This is a genomic window from Mucilaginibacter agri, assembly GCF_009928685.1.
Classification (GTDB): Bacteria; Bacteroidota; Bacteroidia; order Sphingobacteriales; family Sphingobacteriaceae; genus Mucilaginibacter; species Mucilaginibacter agri.
In genome coordinates this window covers 1-23,902 of record NZ_WWEO01000029.1, presented here as the reverse complement: position 1 = coordinate 23,902, position 23,902 = coordinate 1, and the positions used below count along the sequence as shown (strand labels likewise).

Here is a 23,902-nt window from a genome sequence, read left to right as displayed (position 1 = left end):
GGAAAGACAGCTTGCTTCATATAAATGATTAACGTACGAGGAGCCGTGTGAAGGGAAACTTTCATGCACGGTTCTGAAGACCAGCCGTAGAGGCGACTCTACGGCTGAGTTTAATCCTTTTCCCGGAAAAGATAGAGTGGAAAGCCTGGCCGGAGGGACAGCCAGGTATTTGAAATAGCACTGAATTATTATCTGTAGAACGTTGGTTTGCATGGCAAAGACATATTGCTGAAATTTAATGAGTACTTAATGTTAGACATGGGACTGATACTAAAATCGGTCTTAAATTGATAATTATTTATATTTGTATTACCGCCAACACAGCGATATGGAGCAGGAAGCATTTTATAAGGACCAATATGACAAGACGCTTGACCGTAAAAACGAGATCAATACCTCGTTGTCTACTCCTATAGGTATTCTCACTGCATTGTTGGCCGGTTTGTACTTTGCCTCGACAAATTTTGATTTCAGCGACAACAAGTTCTTATCTATAAGCTTTATTGTCATTAGTGTTGTATCTATATGTTTATTGGGTAAATCAATATATCATCTGATACGCGCGTTTTCAGATTTCCACAACGGTTATGATTACGCTTACCTGAATGACACAGATGTTTTGGACGCTTACTACCAAGGTTTAGTTAATTTTTATCAGTCGCAGCCCAATAGCACGTTAGCCGGTAGCATCGCTGAAGCAAAAAAAGAATTTGATGCCTATCTGCTGCAAGAACTGATCAAGAGTGCAGGGATCAATCAAAAAAACAATAAGTCTAAAATTTTCCAGCGATTTCAATGCCACCAGTATATGATTTATGCCTTAATTGCATTAAGTTTGTTAATCATTCCATTTGGCATTGATTTTGGGGTCAATAAAGGGAAAGATAAGGTTCAAAGGGTTAAGATCGATTCGGTCATACCGGTTAACCTGAACATAAAATATAAAGACACTGTTGAACGTTTAAATATTAAAACACATTGCAATGGCAGAAGTAAAAAAACCAACACCTCCACCAACTCAAATGATAAGGGAAGGCGTAAATCCTAACACGGTTCGTCCAACAACTACTGCGAGCACGACCGTTAAGAAAAAGTAATTAAGGAACACACCTGATATGGAGGCGTTGACAAGTAATTGTCAGCGCCTTTTATTTTAAGGAATTGTAGGATGACATGCTGCCAATTTCCATTTGTAATAAAAAGAAATACAAGCCATTAGAAAATGGTTTTTTTAACCAGTTCTGCTTGACTTGAATTAACATTTAGCGCCTCAATATTGACGCTTACCTCTTATTAGAGCATGGTTAATCTTAAGGTTGTCAGCGTTTCAATGAACAATTTAGACCATCTATCGCACAACCATATCCTCGTCAATACCGTCATCAGGTGCCGGCCCGTCTTTAGTATACCAATTATCAGCATCACGTTGATTGATCAGCCAAGCTATTGAGCATATTTTTTCCAGGACATCAAATAAATTATTTATTTGTCTGCTTGAAAGATGCTTTGAGATCTGATATTTGGAAAGGGCCATTTCAAGCACTATCAAAAGGTTCGACTTCAGTAATGGCAGCGGGTGCTTGTCGAAAATTTTCATTAACAGATCATAAGGCGTTAATAGCCACTGTCGGTCGAGGTTATCGGGAAACCATAACCAATATTGCTCTTCATCATCAAGATCTGGTGCCGGTGTAAATCCCTCGAATTTTGCTGTGCCATATAGACTCCGGTAATACAATCTTTCGCCTGTAAGTAAGTAAAGCATTTCTAGCAATCGGGTATACATGGAATAGATCCCAACAAGTTTACCTGGACCTTCATCCTGATGAAATTGATAATCAGCGGTAAGTGAGCAATATCTCCAATTTCGCAAATACTGAAGATGTCTGATGGGAGTAGCTGATTCGAAAAAGTCGGTAATAGGCTCGAACGGATATTGGAGTAATTTGTAAAAGTCAAGATTGGCGACGGCATGCTCCCAGGGCGTATATTTAGAAGTTTTCATTTTATAAACCAGGTATTAATTTTAGAAGCTGTGAATTCTATGTCAAAATCGTTTGCAATTTGCATGTTAGCGGGAGTTCAATATCTCAAACGAATTAACCTCAGCAGCTCAGGCGGACATAAATATGCCCGCCTTGCTACTTTGGGTGCTTAGCGGTGCTCGGATATTAAGGAAGGAAGGAAGCAAGGCGGCATAAGAAAATCTTTGCCGCTTGCTACTATTTGGCTATTATTAAGAACTGGTTTTGCATTTAATAAATTGCTGATAAACTTGTTCAATCTTATCCATTACCAAGGCAACTCTATCCTTTAGTAGCTTTACGGAACCTTCATCCGGTTCAAAGTCACTCTTATACCTTGTTTCAGAATAGCCCAATTGGAGTAAATTGAAAAGCTGTAAACCTTCGGTAGTATTAAGTTGCAGCGATCGCTTTATTTCGTCTGTAAATAGCAACGTTATTTTGATCATCCGTGGAAGGTTATGTGTAGTAAGGCGGTAGCCTGTAATGCCATGGATGATTCCTATCAGCGAGCTCTCGGTAGCTTGATGTAAAGAAAAAAGCGCTAATGTGCAATTGTTATCTTCAATATACCTGATCGCGCCTTTCATGAATTCTTTACCTTGTAGACCCCAGCGATCCCAGTCTTTTTGAGCTTTTTCAATCCACACGTGATCCTCAATAGCTTTTGCGTTCAACAATTCTGCTTCCGGTGCCTTATACAAATTAATGCTTTTGTAAAGTGTGTTATGCCAGAAACGTTTATCATTATCTAATCCTTTCTTCGTGGAAGATCTTTTATGAACAATAGCAAATACTGTCCCCAGGAAACGGCAGTTATCTTCAATCTTGTTAGCTACTTCATGTTCAACCGCCTTTTCGCTATCGTCTATTAATATCAAAAGATAGTAAATGGAAGGTTTTGCATTCTTACCAATCAAGTAGATCAAGTTCACACCCGGTATTCTTTCAATGATCAGGTTCTTTATTTTATCAACAACCGCCTCTTGTTCCTCGCTTAGTTTTGGATTGAGGTCTTTTAAAGGCGTCAAGTCTTCTGCATTGGTCAACTGTTTATCTTTATTCTTCCCCCAAGATTTGTGCGTAATAGCTTCGTTAGTTTCACGCTGATGAATGAGCCATGCCGCAGAATAGAGCTTACGGATATTATCATAAACGTCGATGATCTCGCTTGCCGATAATGTTTCGTCAGCAGCATTGTTATATAGCGCTGTGTGAAGCCATTCATGCAGATAATCGCGATATTCCTGTGGGCTGATCTTTTTAAAGCATTTCTTTATAGCCTTATATGGGTTAGCCAGCTCGCTTTGTGATAAGTTCTTTGGGAAATAGACCCAATCATTACTTTCTTGTGTGATCTGTTCTTTTGTTACGTCTTCCAAACGCGGCCACCTATCCTTAAATTTTAGTAATAATAAATGCAAAGCCTCAATCAATTGCATGTTTTGATCGTATATGAATAAAATGTGACCGGAACCATGTCTATCCTTGAAAACCTTATCATTCAGGACAAAATAGCGCCACTCTTTCAGATCTTCCCGATGATCCTTCGGCCATCCGGAGCTAAAAAAATCAATAACTACCTTTAACGGATTCATGATTTCTTCGAAACGAAGATGTTTAGGATATTGCTCCCACGGCGCGATATTACCCAGATAAGTGCCCATGATATTGGACCGGCATTGTTGACGGCATTACAAAGGACGGCACGGGTGTATTTCTATGCTATTCTTATCATTTCTAACGAAGAAAAAGTGAGGCATAATTTATCCTTGTATAAGCCAGTAGAAACAAGTAATTTCAGATTTCAAATTTTCATACATTTGCTTAAACAACCATTTCTATCATGAGCACAGCTACCGATTCGCAAAAAAGTATTCACCAAGGACGCAATGTTAAGCGTTTTAGAGAAATGCTTGGCTTGAAACAAGAAGCACTGGCTTTAGCCTTAGGTGACGATTGGAGCCAAAAAAGAGTATCATTACTGGAAGGGAAAGAGCTCATTGAAGAGGATATTCTCGCTCAGGTAGCTGCAATACTAAAAGTACCTGTTGAAGCAATCAAAAACTTCGACGAGGAGAAAGCAGTCAACATTATCTCAAATACATTTAACGATACGTCTATGTTAAATGCTGTAAATTATAATCCCACTTTTAATCCTATAGACAAACTGATCGAGGTTTATGAAGAAAATAAAAAGCTTTACGAGCAACTTCTCGCAAGCGAACGTGAAAAAGTAGAAATTCTTAAAAGCAAAAACAACTGATAAGATTATGACAGCGGAGCAGTATTCAAAGCCATACAGAGAAAGAATGTTCAGTCTCGTTGCAGATCCCGAACTGAAAGCGATGGAAATCAGGTATGAACCATATCTTGACATTCATGCTATTGAAGACGTGTTAGAAGGCTGCGACATTATACAAGCCAGTCCGGAGGATGTGCCTACAGGCAAGTTGATTTGGAAAGAAGGTTATGATCTTCCATTAGAGCTTAAGAGAGATATAATTAACTTATATACCAAGCATTTTATTGATCAGTAAGCGGATTAAGTTCAAGCAACGTTCGCCAAGTATCTTCCACAGGCTTTTCGACACCAGGGAAAAGCACATCATCCCACAAATGCAGTTCATCGTTAATAAAACGATAAAGCTTTCTTATTCCAACTTCGTTACTGGCAAACACATGTGTAATGCCTTCTTTATCCAGATAGTCTTCCCAAAAGCCGTCTGAACTAAGGGGTTCTATATATACATCATCATCAATGTCCTGGTCGAAGGCAAACCGAAACCCAGATACCTGCGGTGAAAGGTTACCATCAGCTGAATCATTTAAAATGGTCGTTAATCGAAAAAGCATTGCCGGATAATGGCCGACGCTGTACTTGATCTCTACTTTTTCCAAGGTGCGGGAATTCAGTTCTAACACGCCATATGTAAGCATTTCAACCAGTTTTAGCCATTGCTTGTCTGATACGTTCAATAATACATTTTGTGCCTCATCCAATGTTTTCATAGTAAAGTTTGAATAAATAAATATTAGCAACAGGTCATTGTTGACCTGTTGCCTAAACATGTTAAACACTCATTTTGCTTTTACGCGACTGCTTTTTTGCAGGAGCATCCTCCTTTTGCTGCTCACGTTGTTTCAAATTCCTAACCGGCTTCTGTTCGGTCTGTAGCAATTCCTCCCGTTTTATTTTCTTCATTTGGTGATCGAAAAGGTCAACGGTTTTGAATTGCGGGTTAGCTGCGATGAAATACTTTTTATCGCCTTCTTCACCGCTAACGGTCACCTGCTGGGCGTTGCCTTTTTTCAGAGAGTACAAAAGTTCCTCCTTTGCTTTCGGGTCTTCCAATTCTTTGATACCCTTACCCGCAATAACCTTTTCTACATCATAGCCATAATTTTCATGGTAATGCTTGATCTTTTTGTTGCCATTGTCGGTTAGGTTCTTATCATCAAGGGTTAACCAGGCCTGGTATTTTTGACCTTCTAAATTGTAAAGCTGTTTGTGAACGGCGCGGCCCTCCATCAAATTAAAAGCTTCTTTGGCGGTGATGCCGCTGCCTTTATTGATAAAAAAGGTTTGATCTGAATTCTTGGCAGGATCATCCTTGTGGTTAACCGTCGCGTCGTATTTATTAAAGAAATACATATCCTGGTTATCACCGGCCTTAAAGTGTAATGTGTAGTCAACCGTTTTTTGGTTAAACTCGTGTTGCAGCCCTAACTTAAACTCGGGCGCTTTGGCGGCGATTTGCCTGTCCAATTCAGCGTTTAGTTTGTCTCCAAATCCCAGATTTAGGAGACTTTTTTTTAGAAATTCAGCATTTTGAGTATTCATAACGTAATGATTAAAAATGAAAAAAATGGTTAATTAATTGTATTTGCAGCTATTGCATTAACCGGCTGCTGCACTGCCGGCGTTATTGTTTTCAAATCGTCCAGATCCTTTTGTTTGATTTGGAGGTAAAGGTGACGGTTACCGTTCCGCTCGTATAATTCAACATTCAGCGCCTGGTGTTCTGAAAGCGAGAAACGGTGAAAACCGAAAACTTTCGCGATCTCCTGTTTATGACCAATGGAAGTCTTTTTATGCAGTGTTGTAATTAAGGGTACAATTTCCTGTTCGTGCGTTGCCATCCTGGCGACGGCTTTTAAGTCCCTGATGTAAAACCGCACAAAATCAATTTCGTAGGGAAGGTTGGATTTGTTACGAATATCCAGCCTAAAGAAAATCCGGTTACCGGCAAGCGATAGTTCATCGACCCAGGCTTTAACGCCTCCCGTTTTTTCGTGATCTACCACATCTTTTCGCTTACCTGCGGCTAATTGTGAAAGGACTGCGTTGTAATTAAATTCGGCACTTTTAATCACCCTAACAGTCATAGGAGCTGCGCCATCAACTTCAATCCGTCTTCCTGCCCGTCCATAAGAATATTCTACCGGGATGTGATAAATTTTTGCCGTGCTCACATCCTGGACGTTGATGCGGGTGGGTGAAAAGTCGGTATTGCGTGCTTTAATGGTAATCAGCGCATCTTCTTTCTGTGTCAGATCGAAATCCGGAGTTGATTTGCTGATAATTTTAACCGCAGACTTAAAGAATAAAGCTGTGGTTTTGTCACGGCTCACATAAGCCGTATCCTGCGCGTAGGAAACTGTTCCCCACGCACCAAGAATGAAGATAATGAACGATTTTTTCATGGCATTTTTATTTAATTATCCCGGTCGTTACTATCCTTTAAAAGGACTTCGTAACCGGCCTTTACTTTGACTTTGATCTGTTTTACCTTGTGGTTGAATAAGCCCTTTGCGGCTTCCACACCTGCACTGGCGGCTTGTGTACCAACAGACTGATCCATTGACATCAGCTGCATAGATTGAACCGCATCTCCAACGCCGTTCTTTGCAGCGTCTCTGCCGATTGATCCTGGAACATATAGCCCTTCCATACCGTCCAAATCATAAACTGTAAGTGCTACGGGCAGGATGTTATTGAGATAGCGAATACTGGCAATCTTGATATCCAGGCGTTCATTGTTTAAAGCGCAGGTTCCATAGACAAAACTTCCCTTTGGAATCATTTTGCCGTTCACATAAATGCCATCCAACAGCCTTAATTTGATCACCGCGCCGCTAACCAGCGTTTGATCCTCATGCACAACTGCCTGGATGGTGTTTCCAGCTTCAGCTGTAGCGGAACGGTGCTTTTTCGCTTTACCGCCTCCGTCGTAAGAAGCGTAGTTCACCTGCATTTTTTCAGTTGGGGTATTGTCGTCGTCATCGTTGTTCGCTGCCATTACCGCATACACACGACCGTGATTTTTCATAGATTGATTGCGCAGCCTGCTATTTACATTACCTGGATTTTGTATATCATTAATTTGTTGCAGCATCTGAGTTAGCTGCTTCATTTCAGGATCATTGCCGCCGCCACTGCCATTCATTGCTTTCATCATCAATTCGAGGCGCTTCACATCGGCGGCGGATTGGGGCGATGATGCGCCGCCGCCGTAATTCGCGGGTTCAGGCTGGTTAATTTGCTGGTTGATAGCGGCAAGCTTCGCCTGGATTTTTGCTTCGTTTACATCTGCTACCGTTGGGCCACCTGTAAGGTTAGCGGTCGAACGTTGGGTAGCCGAATCAGAATGCCCGGCTTTAGCCGCATCCAGTCCCATCGATTTAACAAAACTTTCACTAACACCGCTATTGGCTGAACTCGCGGAATCTGTCTTAACTGTTTGGTAAATTCCCATTTTGTCCTGGGCTTTTTGATCTTTGAACTGCGCCTGCGGAAGTGTGGCGTTTAGCCCCTGGACATTGGAATTTTCATAGGCAGATGCCGACTGCTTACCGCCGCCTAATGCCCAAAAAGCCATCGTTAAAAATGGGATGATCAGCAGGGGCATGATGACCAAAAATTTGCGCTCCTTCAAAAATTCAGGAGTATGCTGCGGCAATTGGCCGCTGTTTAATGCTGCATTCATGATTTACTTTTTTTTAGTTAATGAATCTGTTAATTGACGTTTAATGAAATGGGGGTCGGGAAACTCTGACGCCTGCCCGATATGGGCAGAGGTATAGTTTTGTGTTAATTTGGGAATAGTATAAAAGCTGCAAAACGAACTGCTGATCAATATGATGGACGTTAGCAGCGCGATTGCAATCGCGATCTGTTTCTTTTGCCGTAACGAATAAGCATTAAACCACTTATTAAGCCTGGCCGAAAAATAGAGTTGGATATTGATAATTCTCTTTGCCAACGAAGCTGCAACCTTGTCGCTCAAGTGCGCTGACGCTTTACTGTTTGATAAATTCATAGCTTTTAATGTTGAATGGTGGTATCCCTGTTCGCTAAGGTTTCCCAATGCAGGATCAGGAAACCATGCGGGTTATTGTCTGACCTGGCTACATTGCGCAAGTATCCCTGGGTGATCAGGCTTCGGTTTGCGGTTGAAGTGGAGCGGATCAGCTTTTGCGTCGCAAAGCATTTGAAGTAATAGGGATACTGATTAATATCCAGCTGGATGCTATCCACTGTAACCTGCTGGCTGATATTACCAGAAATCAGATTGTTGTAATAGCTCTTTTCCTTTAAATCATTGTATTGATTTTTCGCACTCTCATCAGCGAGGTATAGTGCTTTACCGATATTGCCATCGATCACCTTTTCATCGGGGTCAAGCGTGAAAAAATAATGGTGGAACATCCGGATATGATCCCTTGCTTCCACAGGGATATTATCTTTCCGGTCGGCTGCAAAAGCTTCCAGCGCCTTACCGTTTGCCAATATGTAAATGTGACTGCCGGCAATATTTGCTGCCTGATAACTTTTGTAAAGTGCGAAACAGGATATGGTGGTGCAGGCTGCTATCAGGAAATAGCTGAAGAGTTTGATGTGCTTAAAAGCAGTTTCAATATTTTTGAGATGAGTAAACATAATTTTGAATTTATAGGTGAGTAATTAGGCTTGCTGCGGATCGATCTTGCTCGCCCGTCCATTATTTGGGTTACTGCCTTTATCCTGGAAATAAGGCTTTGATACGGCGCTGGCCGCCATGCTTTGGCTGGTATTTGAGCGCTGATTACCGAAACTATCCGCAGACATATTGCTACCTCCTGAAGCGGCACCCACAACCGACTGACCGGTACTGCTCACGATACTATTGACCTTTTGGAGCAATCCATTTCCTCCACCTGCATTGACGATATAATTAGCTACGCTTGGAACAGTGAAATAACCGATGATACCAATAATTAAGAAAATGAGATAGGCTGTATCGGTTGAACTAAAGAAAGTATCACCGGCATTTTGGACCTGGCTAATATCAAGTTTCAGCATATTTTCCTGCACCTTACCGATGATAGCACCAAAAATATTGGCAACCGGCAGCCATAGAAATACATTAATATATTTAGCCAGCCACACGGTTAACGTGTGCTGAAAACCATCGAAGACGGCTAAGCCAAAAACAATAGGCCCTAATATGGCAAGGATGATCAGGTAGAATGTGCGAATCGTATTAATGCACAAGGCCGCTGCTTCGTATAACACCTGCAGCACTTCAGACATCCATTGCTTTACCGAATTGCGGAAATTATAGGATGCTTTAGACATGGCAAATTTCACATCGTTTCCCACACTGGCCAGCATTCCTTCACCACTTCCATCTTTATCTTCTGGATGCGTGTATTTATACCATTTATCGCGGTCGCCATCACCATCAGCACCAACATACATCTGCCAGGTGTCCGTTTTTTCTACTGCCGCTTCTTTTGCTTTCAGTAATGCTGCAATGGCAGCATCTGAATTTTGCACCATGCCACCCGTGGCGCTTACAGTAGGCGACATGATACCGTTGATGATAGCGATGACCGTCGGAAATAACAGGATAGCTAAACCCAAAGCGAATGGCCGCATGAGCGGGTAAAAGTCTATCGGCTCTGCACTGGCTATCTGCCGCCAAACCCGGCTGCCGATATACCATAAGGCACCAAATCCGGCTATTGCTCTGCCAACGCCGATTAGTTGGCTGCACATCGGCAGCATATCGTTGTAGACGCCGTTTAAGGTGCCTTGCAGGCCCTGTATATCAGTTGCAAGCCCATCTGCTTTGGAAAATAAAGGAAAAGCTATCCCCGTTACCGCAAGAATTGCGGTTAAATAAATCTTCTTTTTCATAAAATTGGGATTAGTTATTTATACCATAGAGCTGTTTCATCGTTCGGTTGTCGCCTGCGTCCTTGCTGCGCTGGATATTCAGTAAAACGCCCTGCCGGTTGAAATGCCGGAGAAATTGTAACTTATCAGAACTACTGGCGTAGATCCGGTCTATCGCCCGCATTCTTTCATCATCGGACATACGCAGCTTGCCTGCGGTAAGGACATTTGTCAGATCGTCGAGATTTTGAAGGCTTTGATTGACCAGCTGACCATATACATTGCTCATGTACGTCAACTCGCTGGCACTGAATAAGCCGCTTTGCTTAAACTGCTTGTAAGCACTTTTGTATTCGCTCAACAGGCTGGCTTGTTGTGTGATAATATCAGCAACCCGGCCATAATCCTTCACCGTCGGGTTTATCGAGAGTAACCCATTCAGGTAAACGCTGTGCAAATCAAAATTTCCTTTTGACAACTGGGAAATACTACCATAACCTTGCTGATAAATTTGGTAGCCCGTTTTCATATCACTTAAAATGCCTTTAAGCTGAGTAAGCTTTTCAATGTCCAAAATTAGCTGCTGCATTTCCTGTGCCTGGGCGTTTGCAAGCTTTGCCGAACCAAGGCAAACGAACAATACGAGTATAACTACCATATGCTTTAAATCCTTTTTCATACTTCTTTATGTTATTGGACCCCGTAAATCTTCTTTTCCGAAATCACATTATTGTTTTCTTGTACGCGGTGCACGGCATAAACTTTTACCTGGTCGGCAAAGGCTGAAGCAAAGCGGTAATTATTTTGCATAGCGGTATGTATAACGCCGATATGCTTGAGCCGTTCTTCGTCACTCATCTTTAGTTTGCTATCCGTCACCACGTTTTGTAGTTCCGTGATCTGCTGGTCGCAATCTTTGAATAGAGCGGTTTTAACTTGGATGATGTACTTTTTCTCGCCGCCGTTAAGGTTGGCCGTTTTTTCCAGCGAAGTCATCCGTTTTAAAATATCTTTTTGCCATTGCAGTATATCGCTTACCTGTTTGTTGTTCTTAACTACAGGGCTGACATTAGTCAAGTTATTATAATAGGTGGTGTGTAAACCATTCTCGGATTGCAGATAGCCGGTGATGGAGCTTAGGCCGTTATGGGCGATATTGTTGCCCACTTTATAGTAGGCGGCATAAACCTGCAAAGCGGCTATCTGCTGTAACAGATATTTCTTTTGTGTGCTTTTTTGCCTGAACCATTCAGCAAAGGTTTGTGCCCTAACGGTAGTTGCCAGTGCAGAAGCGGCTAATGTCATTACTGTGAACGCCAATAACTTTTTGCTTTTGCGCCGGATCTGATCCGCCCGGAACTTCATTTGATTAATTGATTCCATAAAGCTTTTTAATTGATTGGGTATCGCTTAAATCTTTGCTGCGTTGCAGGCTTAATTGAATGCCCTGGTTATTGAACTGGTGCAAGTCATTGTAATTTTCGTCTAAATGATCGCTGGCCTTGTTAATCAATTCCAGGCGCTGCTCATCTGTCATTTGTGTTTTAGCAGGGCTAACGACCAGCATGATCTCGTCGAGGTTTTTGACACTTGCATCTAATATGCCGGTGTACACACGCTGCATGTAATTGATTTCCTGGGGGTTGAAGTGACTATCCTGTCGAAACAGGCCCCAGGCTTTTTTATATTCACTGACCAGGGCAGCTTGTTTTAAAGTAATATCCTTTATCCGCTGATATTTAGATATGGTCGCTTTAATGTTTCCTAATTCTGTATAGTAACTACTGTATAATTGCCTTTGCTGCTCCGTCCAACCAGATATTTCTGTTAACCTCGTTTTGGACATTTGATTTTCAATGACCTTTTGCGCGTTTTGCAACCAGATTGTTTTATTCTGCATACGCTGTACTTTCAGGTCAATCGCCTTTATTACTTTGGTAACCGTAAGCTTTATTACTTCGCCAATTACGAACTGTGCCTTTACGGTATTCACCCAAGTCAAATTGATGATTATGAATACAATACACACGTATATAACTTTAAATTTTTTCATATAACCTCCCTGTCCGGTCGTTTGATCGAATATTTAAGCGCCAATAAATAGAAGTGATTATTTTATTTTCGTGTACTCAGATGCTCCAAGCTTCAACTTATGTCGGTCTGGTAAAACACTTATTTGTCGGCCCAAATCAGTTTCTTGTAAAGCTTGCTTGTCTGTATTATAAGATGATACCCATTGGACCTTTTTAAATTCCTTTGGTAGCGGCTTACCATTTCTGATTTTATTAAATCCGGTCTGTCTTACTACATCATACGTTTTGTCGGAAGATTTAACCGCTGAAACTATCAAAGTATCGTCAGTGATATTATACTCATTTTGAAAATGTGTCACATAGGTACCTTCAATATCCTCACTGCCCTTGTTAGAACTGTTGCAGCCCATTGAAAATACTAAGACGACTGCTAACAAAATGATTAATGCTTTCATAATTATGGTTTTTAGTTTATGCTGCTTTTTCTAATTCTTCCCTGACAATGGCGGCTATGGCAAGCTTAACACTTCCATATTTTTTAGTGTAAGCATGGACTTTTGCTTTTTCCGAAGATTCGGTTGTGTAAGTCCAATATTCTTCGCGGCTTACTTCCGTGCGGTAAACTTTGGAAAGCTGGCCGTTTAGACTAATGAATACTTCTTTATATTTCAAGTTTTCGTCATTATTCCGGTTCATGCTCATAATAAGCGCCGTTTCTTTATCGGTAATCCCTAATAGCTGCTGAATTTTTGGAAAGTCATTCTGATACTTCCGCTGGTCAAGTAAGATCTTGCAGTCGCTGTTATTGATGATGGCTTGTTTAACCACAGGCGAGCTGATAATATCTTCAATATCCTGGGTGACAACCAATGCTTCACCAAAATATTTACGTACCGTTTTAAAGAGGTATTTAATATACTCGGCCATCCCTTCACGCGCAATGGCTTTCCAGGCTTCCTCAATCAAGATCATTTTGCGAACATCTTTTCCAAGCTTGCGCATTTTGGACACAAACGTTTCCATGATTATTAAAGTAACTACCGGGAATAAAATAGGATGGTCTTTGATATTGTCCAGCTCGAAGACAATAAACCGCCTTTGCAAAAGATCGAGGTTTTCTTTAGCATTCAGGAGGTAAGCGTATTCACCACCTTTATAGTATGGTTTCAATACAAAAAGCATGTTATCTATATCAAAACGTTCATCCTTCACTTTTGATTGCTTCATAGTTTCATGAAATTCACCATTAAGAAATTCATAGAAGCTGTCAAAGCAGGGGAATATTTCGGGCTCTTGTTTTAATTTCTCGTAGTAATGGTACAAAGCATCTGATATCGCCACATATTCTGACCGCTGTACGCCCTCATCTTCCTTCTTCCACAAAGCCAAAATCATAGCTTTAATACTTTCCCTTTTTTCTGTATCCAAAACGTCACCGTCTGCGATGTAAAACGGATTAAAGCTGATCGGCTCGTCTTCCGTATAAGTAAAATAGTAACCACCGACAAATTCACAAAGTCCCTGATAGCTATGTCCAACATCTACTAAAACCACATGCGATCCTTGTTCAAAGTAACTACGCAACAGGTGATTAGTAAAGAACGATTTACCGCTACCCGATGGACCTAAGATGAATTTGTTGCGGTTAGTAGTAATACCCTTCGTCATCGGGTCATCGCTGATATCTACATGCACCGGCTTACCGGATAAGCGGTCACCTAAGCGAATACCACATGGGCTAATACTCGACTGATAATTAGTTTCCAAGTTTAAGAAACAGGTTGCCTGTTCAACAAACGTATCAAAAGTGTCGTTCATTGGAAAAGCAGCTTCATTGCCTGGCAAACCTGCCCACCAAATTTGAGCGGCTCCGTCGGTTTCCTGCTTCGGCTGTGCATCCATTTGAGCCAGTGAGGAACTCACCTTATTTTTAAGATCCTTTAAAAGCTCGGGGTTATCAGTCCAGGCTAGAACATTGAAATGCGCTTTCACCGGTAACCGCTGTTGACTGATCGCTTCGTTCAAAAAATCGTGGGTGGCATCCCTGCCAATGGCGTTTTCCCGTGAATAAGCTGAAAGCGATTGTAAGCGCAATTTCTTAGCTTCCAATTTTTTGATCGTTTGCAGGCTATCACCTATGAAGATATATTGGTTATACAGATGGTTGCATTTTAGTAATGTGCCTATAGGCGTGGCGAAGCCGGTACTGAACTTCGTTTTATCTGTACTGTATTTATCATAGGTGATCCTCGGCCCGCATAAAGGCGGTAGGTCTTCCGCATCGCTTAAAGTATAAAGCTGGCAGTGGTTGTCGCCGATTCTGATCTCGTCCTGAATATGAATATCCTTTAATACCGGCGCTTCGTTTTGATTAAGCAAAAAGCAATACTGTTCTAAAACTCCGGCATTATTTAACGTCCCTGCTAATTCATCATCGTTTAGCTGCGACAGGGAGATTAAACCGCTATCCTCTAATACCCTTACAAATTGGCCTGCACTATCCTGAAAATCCCTGAATAATTCCTCGCAGGTTGTTTGTGCCGGCACTATGCGTTTACGCATCAGTGAGCTAACCGCGCTCGAATACTGTTTAAACTTATCCGGCTTTTTAGTTAGAAAAATGTGGCAGTGATGATGCAAAAACTCTCGCTCATGAAAATAGCGTTCACTGGAATGAGAAAGAAAGGTTTTAACCTGCTGATGGCCTTCCTTAGCAAACACCGCTTCGTACTTGTCACCCAAAAACCAGTCCTGCTTATGAAACACAGTGTTTTTAGGCAGCAGTTTTAACGCTTTTATAATTACTTCGTGAAAGGCCAAATATTCGTCGTTTGACAAAGTAAAGATCTCCGGCAGGTTTACCTTATAACCAATGGTAAGATCGCCGTTTGCGGACACCATGCAGTTGTGCTCCACCTTATAGACAGGGAATACCTGTTCTGCTTTGCTATGTGATGCCATGATTATTTCTTTAGTTTTAAGAAGACATTTCGTGTAGTAAACTTCAAATGGTTTGGCAAATACCTTTTGGCTGCTTTCTTCATCAAGCCATGCTCGCCATATTTATGGCTTAGTTTGAATACCTGATAAAACAGTCCGCTGCCTAATACGGAGATAATGATAATACATGATATTACCGGAACCCCAACGATATACATAACAGCAAACCCAACCAGCAACAACACCAATCCAACTGCCAGGTAGCCGATGTATTGTGCTTTCAATCCTTTAAACTCGATAGGCTTGTTAATGCCCTTGTTGATTTGATATAATGCCATGATATGAATTTTATACCCCGAAAAATGATTTCAATACGGTAGCAACTACTACTAAAAAGATACAGCTGCCAAACCAGCTTGAAGCGACTTTGCCGGTATCGTGTTCACCGTCATTCCACTTCTTAAATACTTTGATAGCGCCTACCAGCCCGACTATGGCACCTATAGCATACATTAAGCTGGTTCCAGTAGTGAAATAACTTTTAACCTGGGTGGTAGCAGCGGTAATGCCTGAATTACCATCCTGTGCGTAAAGGCTTAGGCTGATGATCAACAACGTGATGGTAGCCAAAGTGTGCCTGAGAAAGTTTACGACCGCAGAGCTGAAGTGTGTTTTTTGAGATTTCATAATATTTGAATTTGATGTTAAGGGATATGTTGCCTACGCCCAGGTGTTTTGAAAGTCTGATAAAGCAACTGTGAATTTTAATTTGTCTTTGGAAATTTCCACTACACGGCTAAGTGCTGCCGGAAGGTCTATTTGCTCCTGAAACCGTTTATAAGAGCCGACTAAAATTCCTATGAGTGTAATAAACTCCTGTTTATTGTCAACGTCCTTATAGGCTTCAATCAGGTTTCCCGCTTCTGATACTAATTCTGATGAAGGGTCATTTTGATTGCTGACCAAATCAGTTGACTTGGTAACGGCTTCAATAGGATCGTCCGGCAGAACGTCTGTAAAGGGTAAGTTTTGTGTTTCGCCAATTGTTACGCCATTATCCGGTTTGGCCTGGCCCATAACAGAATAAGCGGGAGCTTGAACTGCGGAAAAAATATTCGCGGTCTGTGGCTTACGATTAAACAGATTAGCTATTTCCTTTTGGTAATACCTGAGCACTATATACAGGTAATAGGATACAGTAATGATGACGATGGCGGCGAGATAGTGCTGCCAGGAAATAGAGGACAACATATTGCTTTGCTTTAATCCTCACCGCACCATGCGGCGATTCTGAAAGCAAAGGTTGGAGTAGTGCAAATTTTTTTTTCACACCTCATGTATAAGGTAGGTGTTTTTTTTATTTTAATCTTGTTAATAAACTGGAAGACTGAAAGTTACAGATTAGCCAAATTTGATCTTTTGCTGAAAAGATCCGTCTTCATCTAATTTATCTTCAATTCTACGCAATAGAGCAAGTTTCAATTTATCCAAGAAAGCGGTACGATCTTTCTTTCTTCTGGTAATGTCGGTGTACTTATGGTAATACTGCCCCAGGTCGACGTGAAAAACCGTTTGAAAAAAACTCACTACCGTTTTGATTTCCGTATTGCCGTTATTAAAAACGCCTAAAGCAACAAGGGCATAGATCAATTCAATCAGATCGGTCTTGTTGAATGTCCAGGTTAACGGTAATTCAAGGGCCATTGGAGTTGGTTCCTCGTTATGTTCAATAAGCTTCTGTAATTCCAGGTTTAAAAAATCCTGGTATTTTTCGTTAGCAATGATCTTTGATAACTTATAATCGTGGCTGGTTGAATAAACCTCATCTTCCTCAAAATCTTCTAATTCAACGTGGACGTCAAAACCGCCCCGTGTAAAATAGATTTCATCCATTTGTGTAGATCCTGAACGGTAATATTGATAAAAAGAATGATTGTGGTCGAAAAACCTCTTCAGGTCGGTCAATTCGTAGTTTATGTATTCCTTCACGATCTCGTCACCGCCGGTCGGTTTCTGCATGATGAAGTTGTATACATTGATAAAGAAAATGTATTTGCTGTAAAACTTTGGCTTTAGCACTTTAAAGAAATAAATTTCATCTTCCTTGTTTTCGAAGGCGTAGCTGGATATGTAGTTCTTTAATTTGGCCATTGCTTTTTTGCAAAGCATAATGGAGGTTTTGTACTGATCGGCTAAGGAATCGCCGTTAATGGAAACTTCATTTAACTGATTCTCTAAAGCACTATAGAAGCGCTCTGCAAATGTTCTCATCGTAATAGTAAGGTTTAGATCGGTAAGTAATTAGTCAGTATCTTTCAATGAGCTTAAGATTAATTGGACGAATTAAAATATGTACAGCGAAGCTTTACTACGTCTGTAATAATTTAAATAACCAAGAAAGTTTCTTTAATCAGGCTTTTGCAGGCAATTCCTGGCTTAGGAGGTCTAACAAGCTTATATTTAAGCCTTCTGCTATTTCCTGAAGGTAAATATAAGAGGGGTTGATATTTCCAGTTTCTAAGCGCTGAATTGATTGCTGGTCTTTTCCGATGGAGTGGGCAAGTTGTACCTGAGTGATACCCTTATCCTTGCGGACAATGCGGATTTTTTCACCCAGGTCTCTTAATAATACTTCCTTATTCATCGGAAGTATAAAAGAAAAATAAAGCGATTGAAATCAGTACAACGGATACGTTGTATTATTTCTTACTTATAAATATTAAGCAAAATTATTTCCGCATTCAACATAGATTACTTAATACGCTATCAACCAATAATTTAATATCCTCCTTGATTTGATGGTAGGCCATTAAAACTTCTGCCTGGTCAACATCACGCACTTTAGGGATAGGCTGATAAGCGGCTTCTTCTTCGCGTATGGCACTGTGATCGTTCTGAATCGCATTGTGGAATGTCTTTAACTCGATCTTATTGTCGGGATCATCTGCGACCATTCCCACAAACTCACCGGAAGATAGGCCCGATATTTTTGATGCGGGTATCGCATAGTCCAATTGGGTTGATCTGCTAATAGAAGTATCCTGGCTATTGATGGAAACACTTTCCTTTTCCTGATTGATCTTACCAAAGCGTTCGGATAATTGCTTGGCTGTATCTCCCGTTACCTGTCCGAAAACAACATTACCGACAATATTTAAAATAACTTCTGCCTGCTCACGCCCGTAATCTTTTTTAAGCTGGCTGTAATCCTGAACGGCTAAGGTAACGGCAACTTTGTTGGAACGGGCGGTAGCGATGAGATTGTCAATGCCATTGAAATAAATGGTAGGGAACTCATCAAAGATCATACTACACTTTTGCTGATTTTTTCGGTTAACCAGCTTGTTTATCCTGTTGATGTATAAAGATAATACCGCTCCGTAAACCTGTGATTTTTGCGGGTTGTTGGCCAAACACACGATTTTAGGTTCATCGGGATTATTGATATCCAATGAAAAATCATTGCCGCTCAAAACATAGTATAACTGTGGTGATGACAAACGGGCCAGGCTGATCTTGGCACTTGCTACCTGTCCTTCCAACTGCTCATAAGCTTCATTTTGCCAGGCAGACACAAATGGGTTAATCAGTACTTCAATTTCGGGTTCCTGAAGTAATACCTCAAAAAGATCTTTATAGTCTACCTGAGCCAACTCAATCACATGCGGCAATGTGCAATAGCGCCCGTCTTCATATTTCTTTAAAAACCACATGATCGCGGTAATAAAGTTGATCGGAGATTCAACGAAAAAATCGCCTTGTTTCTTTATCCACTCGCGGTTGAGGCCAAGCATGATCGTCCGGCTTGAATCTATCGCGTCAGTAATATCGATCATTGTATGCGGTTCTAAGGGATTAGCCCGGTGCATAATATTCTCCAAATTAATGACGTATTGCGTAGGCTTCACTTTATATAAGTGGCCGTATTTGAGCAGCGCATTGTAGACGATCTTTGTTAGATCATCATACTTAAAATCATAAACTAACATGGTAAATCCCTTTTGAATATGCTGGGTGATGATGTGACGGATAACAAAATAAGACTTACCAGCGCCTGGGCTGCCGCCGATCAGCGTACCTCTGAAAGGGTTAATAATATTGATCCAGCTATTGCGGCTCTTACCTTTCAGATTATAAACTGCCGGTAAGTTAATTGAGTATTCATTTTCTAATAGCCGCTCTTCCTGTGGAAACGATTCGTTTTCTTTATTAAAGATATCCTTACCTAAGTTTAATTTAAGCATCCTGAATAGCAAGCTCACACCAGATAACAGGAGCATATAACCAATAGCAGTAACGCCTATGTACAATAATGCTATAGTCGTTGCCGGATAACGCAGGGTGAGGAATAGCGAACTAATGAAATACAAGATCAAGCCTGTTAGGCAATAAATCATTATCCTGCTGTCTTTAATGGATTCATCTTTTTTTCCCTTGCTGCCTACAAGGGAGGTCATTAATAGCACGATTGCCGCAAGCTTAGCATAAAGCACTTTGGCAAAAACTACCATTTTTGATAGCGGTAATAAAATATGATTTACAAAAGGTTTGGTTAACCCTACGATCTGAAAAGCCGGGTAACAGCTTAAATAAAAATGGACTATTAAAATAGCAATGCTTAAAAGCCGGGTAAAGTCAATGATCTTTCTAAGGGCTTGTTCGTTTTCACCTGTTTGCATGATGGTATATTCTAAAGTGAGTGACCTTTTCTTTTCTTCTTACGCTTATTTTGTTGCAGTCTGCCGAGTGCGGCAATATCCTGTTGTTCTTCTTTGAATAATATGTTGAGCAGTGAATCGCTATCACCACCTGTTGGGTTTGAGCCTGAAAATTTGTCAGCAAAATCAGTCCTATTTCTACTGTTGGTTTCTCTTGCCGAAACGGTTTCGCTAAGGCTTGTTTCATCATTTCGGAACCAGTTCATCAGCGAAGCTGCGCTGTAAGTTTTACCTAAATCGCTGCCGTTAAACACCGCTTTCGATTGGTGATCAACGAAGGTTATCCCGTACAAACGGCCTTCTTCATTCTGCCGGAAAATGACCTGGATACCATCCTCTTTTAACTTCTTTTGAAACGCAGTTTTTGAAACCGGCGTTAATAATGCTTTGTCAAGTACCGTCTTTAGACGCTCTTTCAGGGGTTTGCGAAGCACCTCATTTAGCCGAAAACGATACTCAAGGTTCTTTAAAGTCGGCTTGCCGTAGATGCTGCTGGCCTTAATCGGTACCCCAAGTCTGTTGCCTTTTCCATCCAACACCCAATAAACCAAGCCGTTTTTTTCATACATTCTTGAATCTTTTGACCCACGATCAGCGGTGATATTGTATTGATTTAATACCGCATTTAGTTCAGGTATGCTCGTAAATTTATAGGCCCTAACCACTTCGTTAACTACATTAGTCATTGATCTTTTAAGTTCTGACTTACCATAGTCCACCATTTCCAAGGGCTTACTGATGATGTTTTGCTGCTTGCCCTGGTCTTCTGCCTTCACCAAATTATAATTTAATTCAACTTGTTTTCTGGCGTTTTCCGATGCCGTGTTGGCGAGTAAATGAAAGCTGATCCGTTTTCCGTCCGGCTCGATATTAGTAGTGACTATATGCAAATGAGGGTGCCCTGCGTCGTGATGCTGATAGACCAAATAGGGCTGTTTGCCGAAACCTAAACCATCCATGTAATCATCGGCGATCTGCTGAAGCAGGTCTTTTTCGAGGTGTTCGCTCACCGCAAAATTCAGCGATACATGCAGCGTATTGACGAGCGTCCGCTCATTCCGATTAGTCAGATCGGTCAACCTTTGCAGCTTATCAGTGAACGTTAAGTCAGCCGGTTCTTTCAGGTAGCCTTGTGCCAGAATTAGCTCTCCTTTCCCCAGCCTTACTTTGTGCTCATTGTAATTTATTGCCCCGCTGATACTTCTCCCGGTTTTAATTTTTGCGACCATAATTCTGAGAAACTTTGCATACGTTCTTTGATCTGTCCGATTGCCGGATCAACCTTGCTGCCGATAATGGAAAGCAGATTTAACCATAACCGGTTATCCGCATTTCCGTGGGCACTATTGATTTGGCGAACCGCCTGGTTAAGATTATTGCCAATTGCGTTTAACTCCTTTCGGAGTAGAGCCAATTCTTCCAGCATTTCATCCATCGACTTATCACGGTAGTTTACTGTGACTGGTTTTTCAAGCAGTACACATCTGATATACTCGCTCATTTTTAAAAACCTGGTTTTCTTAAACCGGGTATCAAGCACTTTAAATTCATTGGGTTTGAAGCGTGTGGTTACTTTGCGTTCCCTGTTTTCTTCTTGATTTTCCATTACTGTAATCTTTAAAAATCCGACCCTGGAGGATTTTTACACATCCCCCGACTGACTTTGGAAGGCAGGGGCAAGATCCGTTTGTCCGACAAACGTTTATCTTGCTGATTGCTGTTAAGAGGCAATCTCCTCCTTTAAGACTTCTTCAATCTGCCTGTATTCCGTTAAGACCTGCATCAAGTTGACTTCTTCAATTTGGCATCTAAGAAGAACTTTAAGGCATCAATACTGATATCCTTTAACGAAGCATCATATTCTACCCCATAGGTTTTCACACGCTTTAACAGCGCCTTTGGAATCCATACGTTTAACTGCGCCTCTTCTTCCTTTACGGCAGCAGTTTGCCTGACCGGCTGCACTTCCTGAATCGGCGTTTTTGGCGTTTCCTTTTTAAGTTTGTCCGCCAACCCGCCCAGTTTATCTTTAATATCTGTCATTGTGAATTTTTCTTTAAGTACCTGAATGAATCAGAGATTTGGCGACTACATAAATCTGTATTTATGTAATTATGCACTGATGCGGTTTACGATCTCTTCCGCTAAAGCTGTAATTTCCGTTATCGCTTTGCTATCGTTCCCTTGCAAAACCCCTGCGGTAATTGATGACCTTGCAATGCTCACCCGGTCATATATCATCGTGTCCAAAACAGGGGTTTCCATGCTTTCTAAAAGGCCGCTCACTTCCTTGGTAATACCAGAGCGCGGCTTGATCATATTCATGACAATACCGGCCCGTGTATCCGGCTTCTTTACCTGTGCATCCTTTAACAATGCGATAGTTGAACGGATAGCCATCACATCGAAAAATCCTGCCTTAGTCGGTATTAATATGAAGTCCGACAGGCTAAATAATTCCGGCAGCTTGTTCGACAGGTAAGGGGGCGTATCGACGATAATCAGATCATAGTCTAATTGTTTGATCTCCTGCAATTCGTCGTTACATAGCACTGCGAGGTTGGGCAATTCCTCTTTGATCTGAAAGAGGCTGCCTTGCAAATCCGTATCAACCAAAGCAACCTTTAATTGATCCTGAAAACACACTGCTAAATTCATAGCCAGTGTACTTTTTCCAACGCCCCCTTTTTGGTGGGCTACGGTGATGATCTTTCCCATGTTATGTAATTCTATATTTTAATAAATACATCATGCTGTAATTGCATAATGCTGTAAATCTTCAGATACATAATTCTCTAATTGCAGACATCTGTAATTGCATATATCTGTAATTTTGTATTTCAATAATTACACTTTTCTATAGTTGCATAATTGCATAAATACATATTGCTGTAAATACCGAAATCTATAATTATGTACCGAAAGCAGTCATTTGTTTTGTTTCGTCCCGTTCGTATGAGCTCCTTGTACGATTGCCCTAAAAATCCAATAGTTCACAAAAACTTTCTTGTTTGATAGCTTTAGATTGATGGTGACAAATACTTCGTTTAGGACTATTGAATAAATCCGAAGGTTTCGGCAAACGAATTCACAGGCGACCCACGAACCGCCAAATTGTCATCAGAATATTAATTAGTTACTCATGACGATTCGCTGTAAAATGGAGATATCCTGAATTTTCGTTTGATGTCCTGCCGGTAATTAAAGATCCATTCAGCTGCACAGACCTTCCAGTTTTTAACAGGGTAACCTGTTGAAGTTTTCCAGGCCCTTAGCTCATGTTCTTCATAAAAATCACCTGCAACCTCCAACATTCCCTTTTGGTCAAAATAAATTTCAATAGTGGCCAATGATGGAGGCACAGAAGTGCCCAATCCGTCATCATTTCGAGGTGCTATCTTTACGCTTTTCCTGGGTGATTTATGGACGTTCGGAACTACGCGTTTTGCTTTACGCTTCATGCCATTTTCATTTGATCGTTCAACTTACCGGAGTTCATCAGCGCCTGGATATCCTCCAGGTTGTAATAAGTAATACCACCTAACTTTTTAAAAGGGATCAGGCCTTTGTCTCGAAGGTATTGGAGCTTGCTTTCAGAAAGGCGCAGCATCTTCTTTATCTCGAATGCTTTCAGCCATTGGTGTCCCGGATGGCCGGTCTGTTCTTTTAATAGCTTTTTAATGTCAACAATCAGCTGTTGCTTAAAATCGATCAAGTCCTGCACGGTGATCAACTGATCACGGTGAACTTTTGGAAAGTCATTTGGAGTTTCATTATAATTTGCCATAGCTTAAAATTTAGCACAGCAAATGTGAGGAAGGGCAAAATAATTTTTTCACACCTCATGTACGAGGTAGGTGTTTTTTTTAATGCATTAAACATCAACCTTAGATCAGATTAATATTATAATGCGAATCAAGGGTTAAAAGACAAGATAAATAAAAGCGGCAGCAATTTTACCAAAAACATGAATAAGCAAACCCTTTGTTGATCTGACCTTACTGGCTCTCTGTATATCCGTTT

The 23,902-nt window shown here is 41.0% G+C and carries 29 protein-coding genes; 3 read left to right on the top strand and 26 right to left on the bottom strand.

Going from position 1 to position 23,902, the window contains the following annotated elements; genetic code table 11:
- Positions 1-328: 328 nt before the first annotated feature.
- Positions 329-1,048, top strand: coding sequence for a hypothetical protein (locus tag GSY63_RS00745; RefSeq protein WP_157526450.1), 720 nt, complete (start codon positions 329-331; stop codon positions 1,046-1,048).
- Positions 1,049-1,348: 300 nt separating this feature from the next.
- Here the strand turns inward: GSY63_RS00745 and GSY63_RS00740 are convergent, their stop codons facing one another.
- Positions 1,349-2,005, bottom strand: a complete 657-nt coding sequence (locus GSY63_RS00740) for a hypothetical protein (protein WP_157526452.1) — start codon at positions 2,003-2,005, stop codon at positions 1,349-1,351.
- A gap of 231 nt (positions 2,006-2,236) precedes the next feature.
- Positions 2,237-3,691, bottom strand: coding sequence for a HEPN domain-containing protein (locus GSY63_RS00735; protein WP_157526454.1), 1,455 nt, complete (start codon positions 3,689-3,691; stop codon positions 2,237-2,239).
- A 179-nt stretch (positions 3,692-3,870) separates the two neighbouring features.
- On the opposite strand from GSY63_RS00735, the gene GSY63_RS00730 reads away from it, so the two are divergent.
- Together GSY63_RS00730 and GSY63_RS00725 are read left to right on the top strand one after the other, a co-directional pair.
- Positions 3,871-4,290, top strand: coding sequence for a helix-turn-helix transcriptional regulator (locus GSY63_RS00730; RefSeq protein WP_157526456.1), 420 nt, complete (start codon positions 3,871-3,873; stop codon positions 4,288-4,290).
- 7 nt (positions 4,291-4,297) lie between these two features.
- Entirely contained in the window at positions 4,298-4,564 is a 267-nt protein-coding gene (locus tag GSY63_RS00725) for a hypothetical protein (RefSeq protein WP_166583904.1), read from the top strand.
- On the opposite strand, the gene GSY63_RS00720 is transcribed toward GSY63_RS00725, so the two are convergent.
- The 24 genes from GSY63_RS00720 to GSY63_RS00605 form a co-directional block, all read right to left on the bottom strand.
- Positions 4,551-5,036, bottom strand: coding sequence for a hypothetical protein (locus GSY63_RS00720; protein WP_166583903.1), 486 nt, complete (start codon positions 5,034-5,036; stop codon positions 4,551-4,553). The two genes, GSY63_RS00725 and GSY63_RS00720, sit on opposite strands and share 14 nt — an antisense overlap.
- Positions 5,037-5,097: 61 nt before the next feature.
- Positions 5,098-5,868, bottom strand: coding sequence for a hypothetical protein (locus GSY63_RS00715; protein WP_157526459.1), 771 nt, complete (start codon positions 5,866-5,868; stop codon positions 5,098-5,100).
- A gap of 29 nt (positions 5,869-5,897) precedes the next feature.
- Positions 5,898-6,731, bottom strand: coding sequence for a DUF4138 domain-containing protein (locus GSY63_RS00710; protein WP_166583902.1), 834 nt, complete (start codon positions 6,729-6,731; stop codon positions 5,898-5,900).
- A gap of 11 nt (positions 6,732-6,742) precedes the next feature.
- Entirely contained in the window at positions 6,743-8,014 is a 1,272-nt protein-coding gene (gene traM, locus GSY63_RS00705) for a conjugative transposon protein TraM (protein WP_157526461.1), read from the bottom strand.
- Between the two features lie 3 nt (positions 8,015-8,017).
- The gene (locus tag GSY63_RS00700) at positions 8,018-8,347 is read right to left on the bottom strand and encodes a hypothetical protein (RefSeq protein ID WP_166583901.1); all 330 of its coding nucleotides are present in this window, start codon (positions 8,345-8,347) and stop codon (positions 8,018-8,020) included.
- A gap of 5 nt (positions 8,348-8,352) precedes the next feature.
- Positions 8,353-8,967, bottom strand: a complete 615-nt coding sequence (gene traK, locus GSY63_RS00695) for a conjugative transposon protein TraK (protein WP_157526463.1) — start codon at positions 8,965-8,967, stop codon at positions 8,353-8,355.
- A gap of 24 nt (positions 8,968-8,991) precedes the next feature.
- A complete protein-coding gene (gene traJ / locus GSY63_RS00690; RefSeq protein WP_157526464.1) occupies positions 8,992-10,209 on the bottom strand; it encodes a conjugative transposon protein TraJ in 1,218 nt (405 codons plus the stop codon).
- Between the two features lie 10 nt (positions 10,210-10,219).
- Complete coding sequence (locus GSY63_RS00685; protein ID WP_157526465.1) at positions 10,220-10,867, bottom strand: TerB family tellurite resistance protein; 648 nt, start codon at positions 10,865-10,867, stop codon at positions 10,220-10,222.
- 11 nt (positions 10,868-10,878) lie between these two features.
- Positions 10,879-11,571 carry a hypothetical protein gene (locus GSY63_RS00680; protein WP_157526466.1) on the bottom strand — a complete coding sequence of 231 codons (693 nt, stop codon included), beginning with the start codon at positions 11,569-11,571 and terminating at the stop codon, positions 10,879-10,881.
- On the bottom strand, positions 11,558-12,241 hold the full coding sequence (locus GSY63_RS00675) for a conjugal transfer protein TraI (RefSeq protein ID WP_157526467.1): 684 nt from the start codon (positions 12,239-12,241) through the stop codon (positions 11,558-11,560). Before GSY63_RS00675 ends, GSY63_RS00680 begins: the two co-directional genes overlap by 14 nt.
- Before the next feature lie 57 nt (positions 12,242-12,298).
- Positions 12,299-12,676: a hypothetical protein gene (locus GSY63_RS00670; protein ID WP_157526468.1), complete on the bottom strand. Its 378-nt coding sequence runs from the start codon at positions 12,674-12,676 to the stop codon at positions 12,299-12,301.
- A gap of 16 nt (positions 12,677-12,692) precedes the next feature.
- Complete coding sequence (locus GSY63_RS00665) at positions 12,693-15,182, bottom strand: TraG family conjugative transposon ATPase (RefSeq protein WP_166583900.1); 2,490 nt, start codon at positions 15,180-15,182, stop codon at positions 12,693-12,695.
- Between the two features lie 2 nt (positions 15,183-15,184).
- Positions 15,185-15,499 (bottom strand): DUF4133 domain-containing protein, encoded by a 315-nt coding sequence (locus GSY63_RS00660; RefSeq protein WP_166583899.1) that lies wholly within the window; start codon positions 15,497-15,499, stop codon positions 15,185-15,187.
- A 10-nt stretch (positions 15,500-15,509) separates the two neighbouring features.
- A complete protein-coding gene (locus GSY63_RS00655; RefSeq protein WP_166583898.1) occupies positions 15,510-15,848 on the bottom strand; it encodes a DUF4134 domain-containing protein in 339 nt (112 codons plus the stop codon).
- A gap of 33 nt (positions 15,849-15,881) precedes the next feature.
- Positions 15,882-16,412, bottom strand: coding sequence for a hypothetical protein (locus tag GSY63_RS00650; RefSeq protein WP_166583897.1), 531 nt, complete (start codon positions 16,410-16,412; stop codon positions 15,882-15,884).
- Positions 16,413-16,562: 150 nt separating this feature from the next.
- On the bottom strand, positions 16,563-17,432 hold the full coding sequence (locus GSY63_RS00645; protein WP_166583896.1) for an RteC domain-containing protein: 870 nt from the start codon (positions 17,430-17,432) through the stop codon (positions 16,563-16,565).
- A gap of 139 nt (positions 17,433-17,571) precedes the next feature.
- Positions 17,572-17,805 carry a helix-turn-helix domain-containing protein gene (locus GSY63_RS00640; protein WP_166583895.1) on the bottom strand — a complete coding sequence of 78 codons (234 nt, stop codon included), beginning with the start codon at positions 17,803-17,805 and terminating at the stop codon, positions 17,572-17,574.
- 97 nt (positions 17,806-17,902) lie between these two features.
- Positions 17,903-19,840, bottom strand: coding sequence for a conjugal transfer protein MobC (gene mobC, locus GSY63_RS00635; protein WP_166583894.1), 1,938 nt, complete (start codon positions 19,838-19,840; stop codon positions 17,903-17,905).
- Positions 19,841-19,851: 11 nt separating this feature from the next.
- Complete coding sequence (locus GSY63_RS00630) at positions 19,852-21,108, bottom strand: relaxase/mobilization nuclease domain-containing protein (RefSeq protein ID WP_166583893.1); 1,257 nt, start codon at positions 21,106-21,108, stop codon at positions 19,852-19,854.
- Positions 21,063-21,485, bottom strand: coding sequence for a MobC family plasmid mobilization relaxosome protein (locus GSY63_RS00625; RefSeq protein WP_166583892.1), 423 nt, complete (start codon positions 21,483-21,485; stop codon positions 21,063-21,065). Before GSY63_RS00625 ends, GSY63_RS00630 begins: the two co-directional genes overlap by 46 nt.
- A gap of 176 nt (positions 21,486-21,661) precedes the next feature.
- On the bottom strand, positions 21,662-21,922 hold the full coding sequence (locus GSY63_RS00620; RefSeq protein WP_166583891.1) for a hypothetical protein: 261 nt from the start codon (positions 21,920-21,922) through the stop codon (positions 21,662-21,664).
- A 69-nt stretch (positions 21,923-21,991) separates the two neighbouring features.
- Positions 21,992-22,597 (bottom strand): ParA family protein, encoded by a 606-nt coding sequence (locus GSY63_RS00615; RefSeq protein ID WP_166583890.1) that lies wholly within the window; start codon positions 22,595-22,597, stop codon positions 21,992-21,994.
- Positions 22,598-23,019: 422 nt separating this feature from the next.
- The gene (locus GSY63_RS00610; protein ID WP_166583889.1) at positions 23,020-23,340 is read right to left on the bottom strand and encodes a hypothetical protein; all 321 of its coding nucleotides are present in this window, start codon (positions 23,338-23,340) and stop codon (positions 23,020-23,022) included.
- Positions 23,337-23,666, bottom strand: coding sequence for a helix-turn-helix domain-containing protein (locus tag GSY63_RS00605; protein ID WP_166583888.1), 330 nt, complete (start codon positions 23,664-23,666; stop codon positions 23,337-23,339). The genes GSY63_RS00610 and GSY63_RS00605 overlap by 4 nt, the downstream gene beginning before the upstream one ends.
- Between the last annotated feature and the right edge of the window lie 236 nt (positions 23,667-23,902).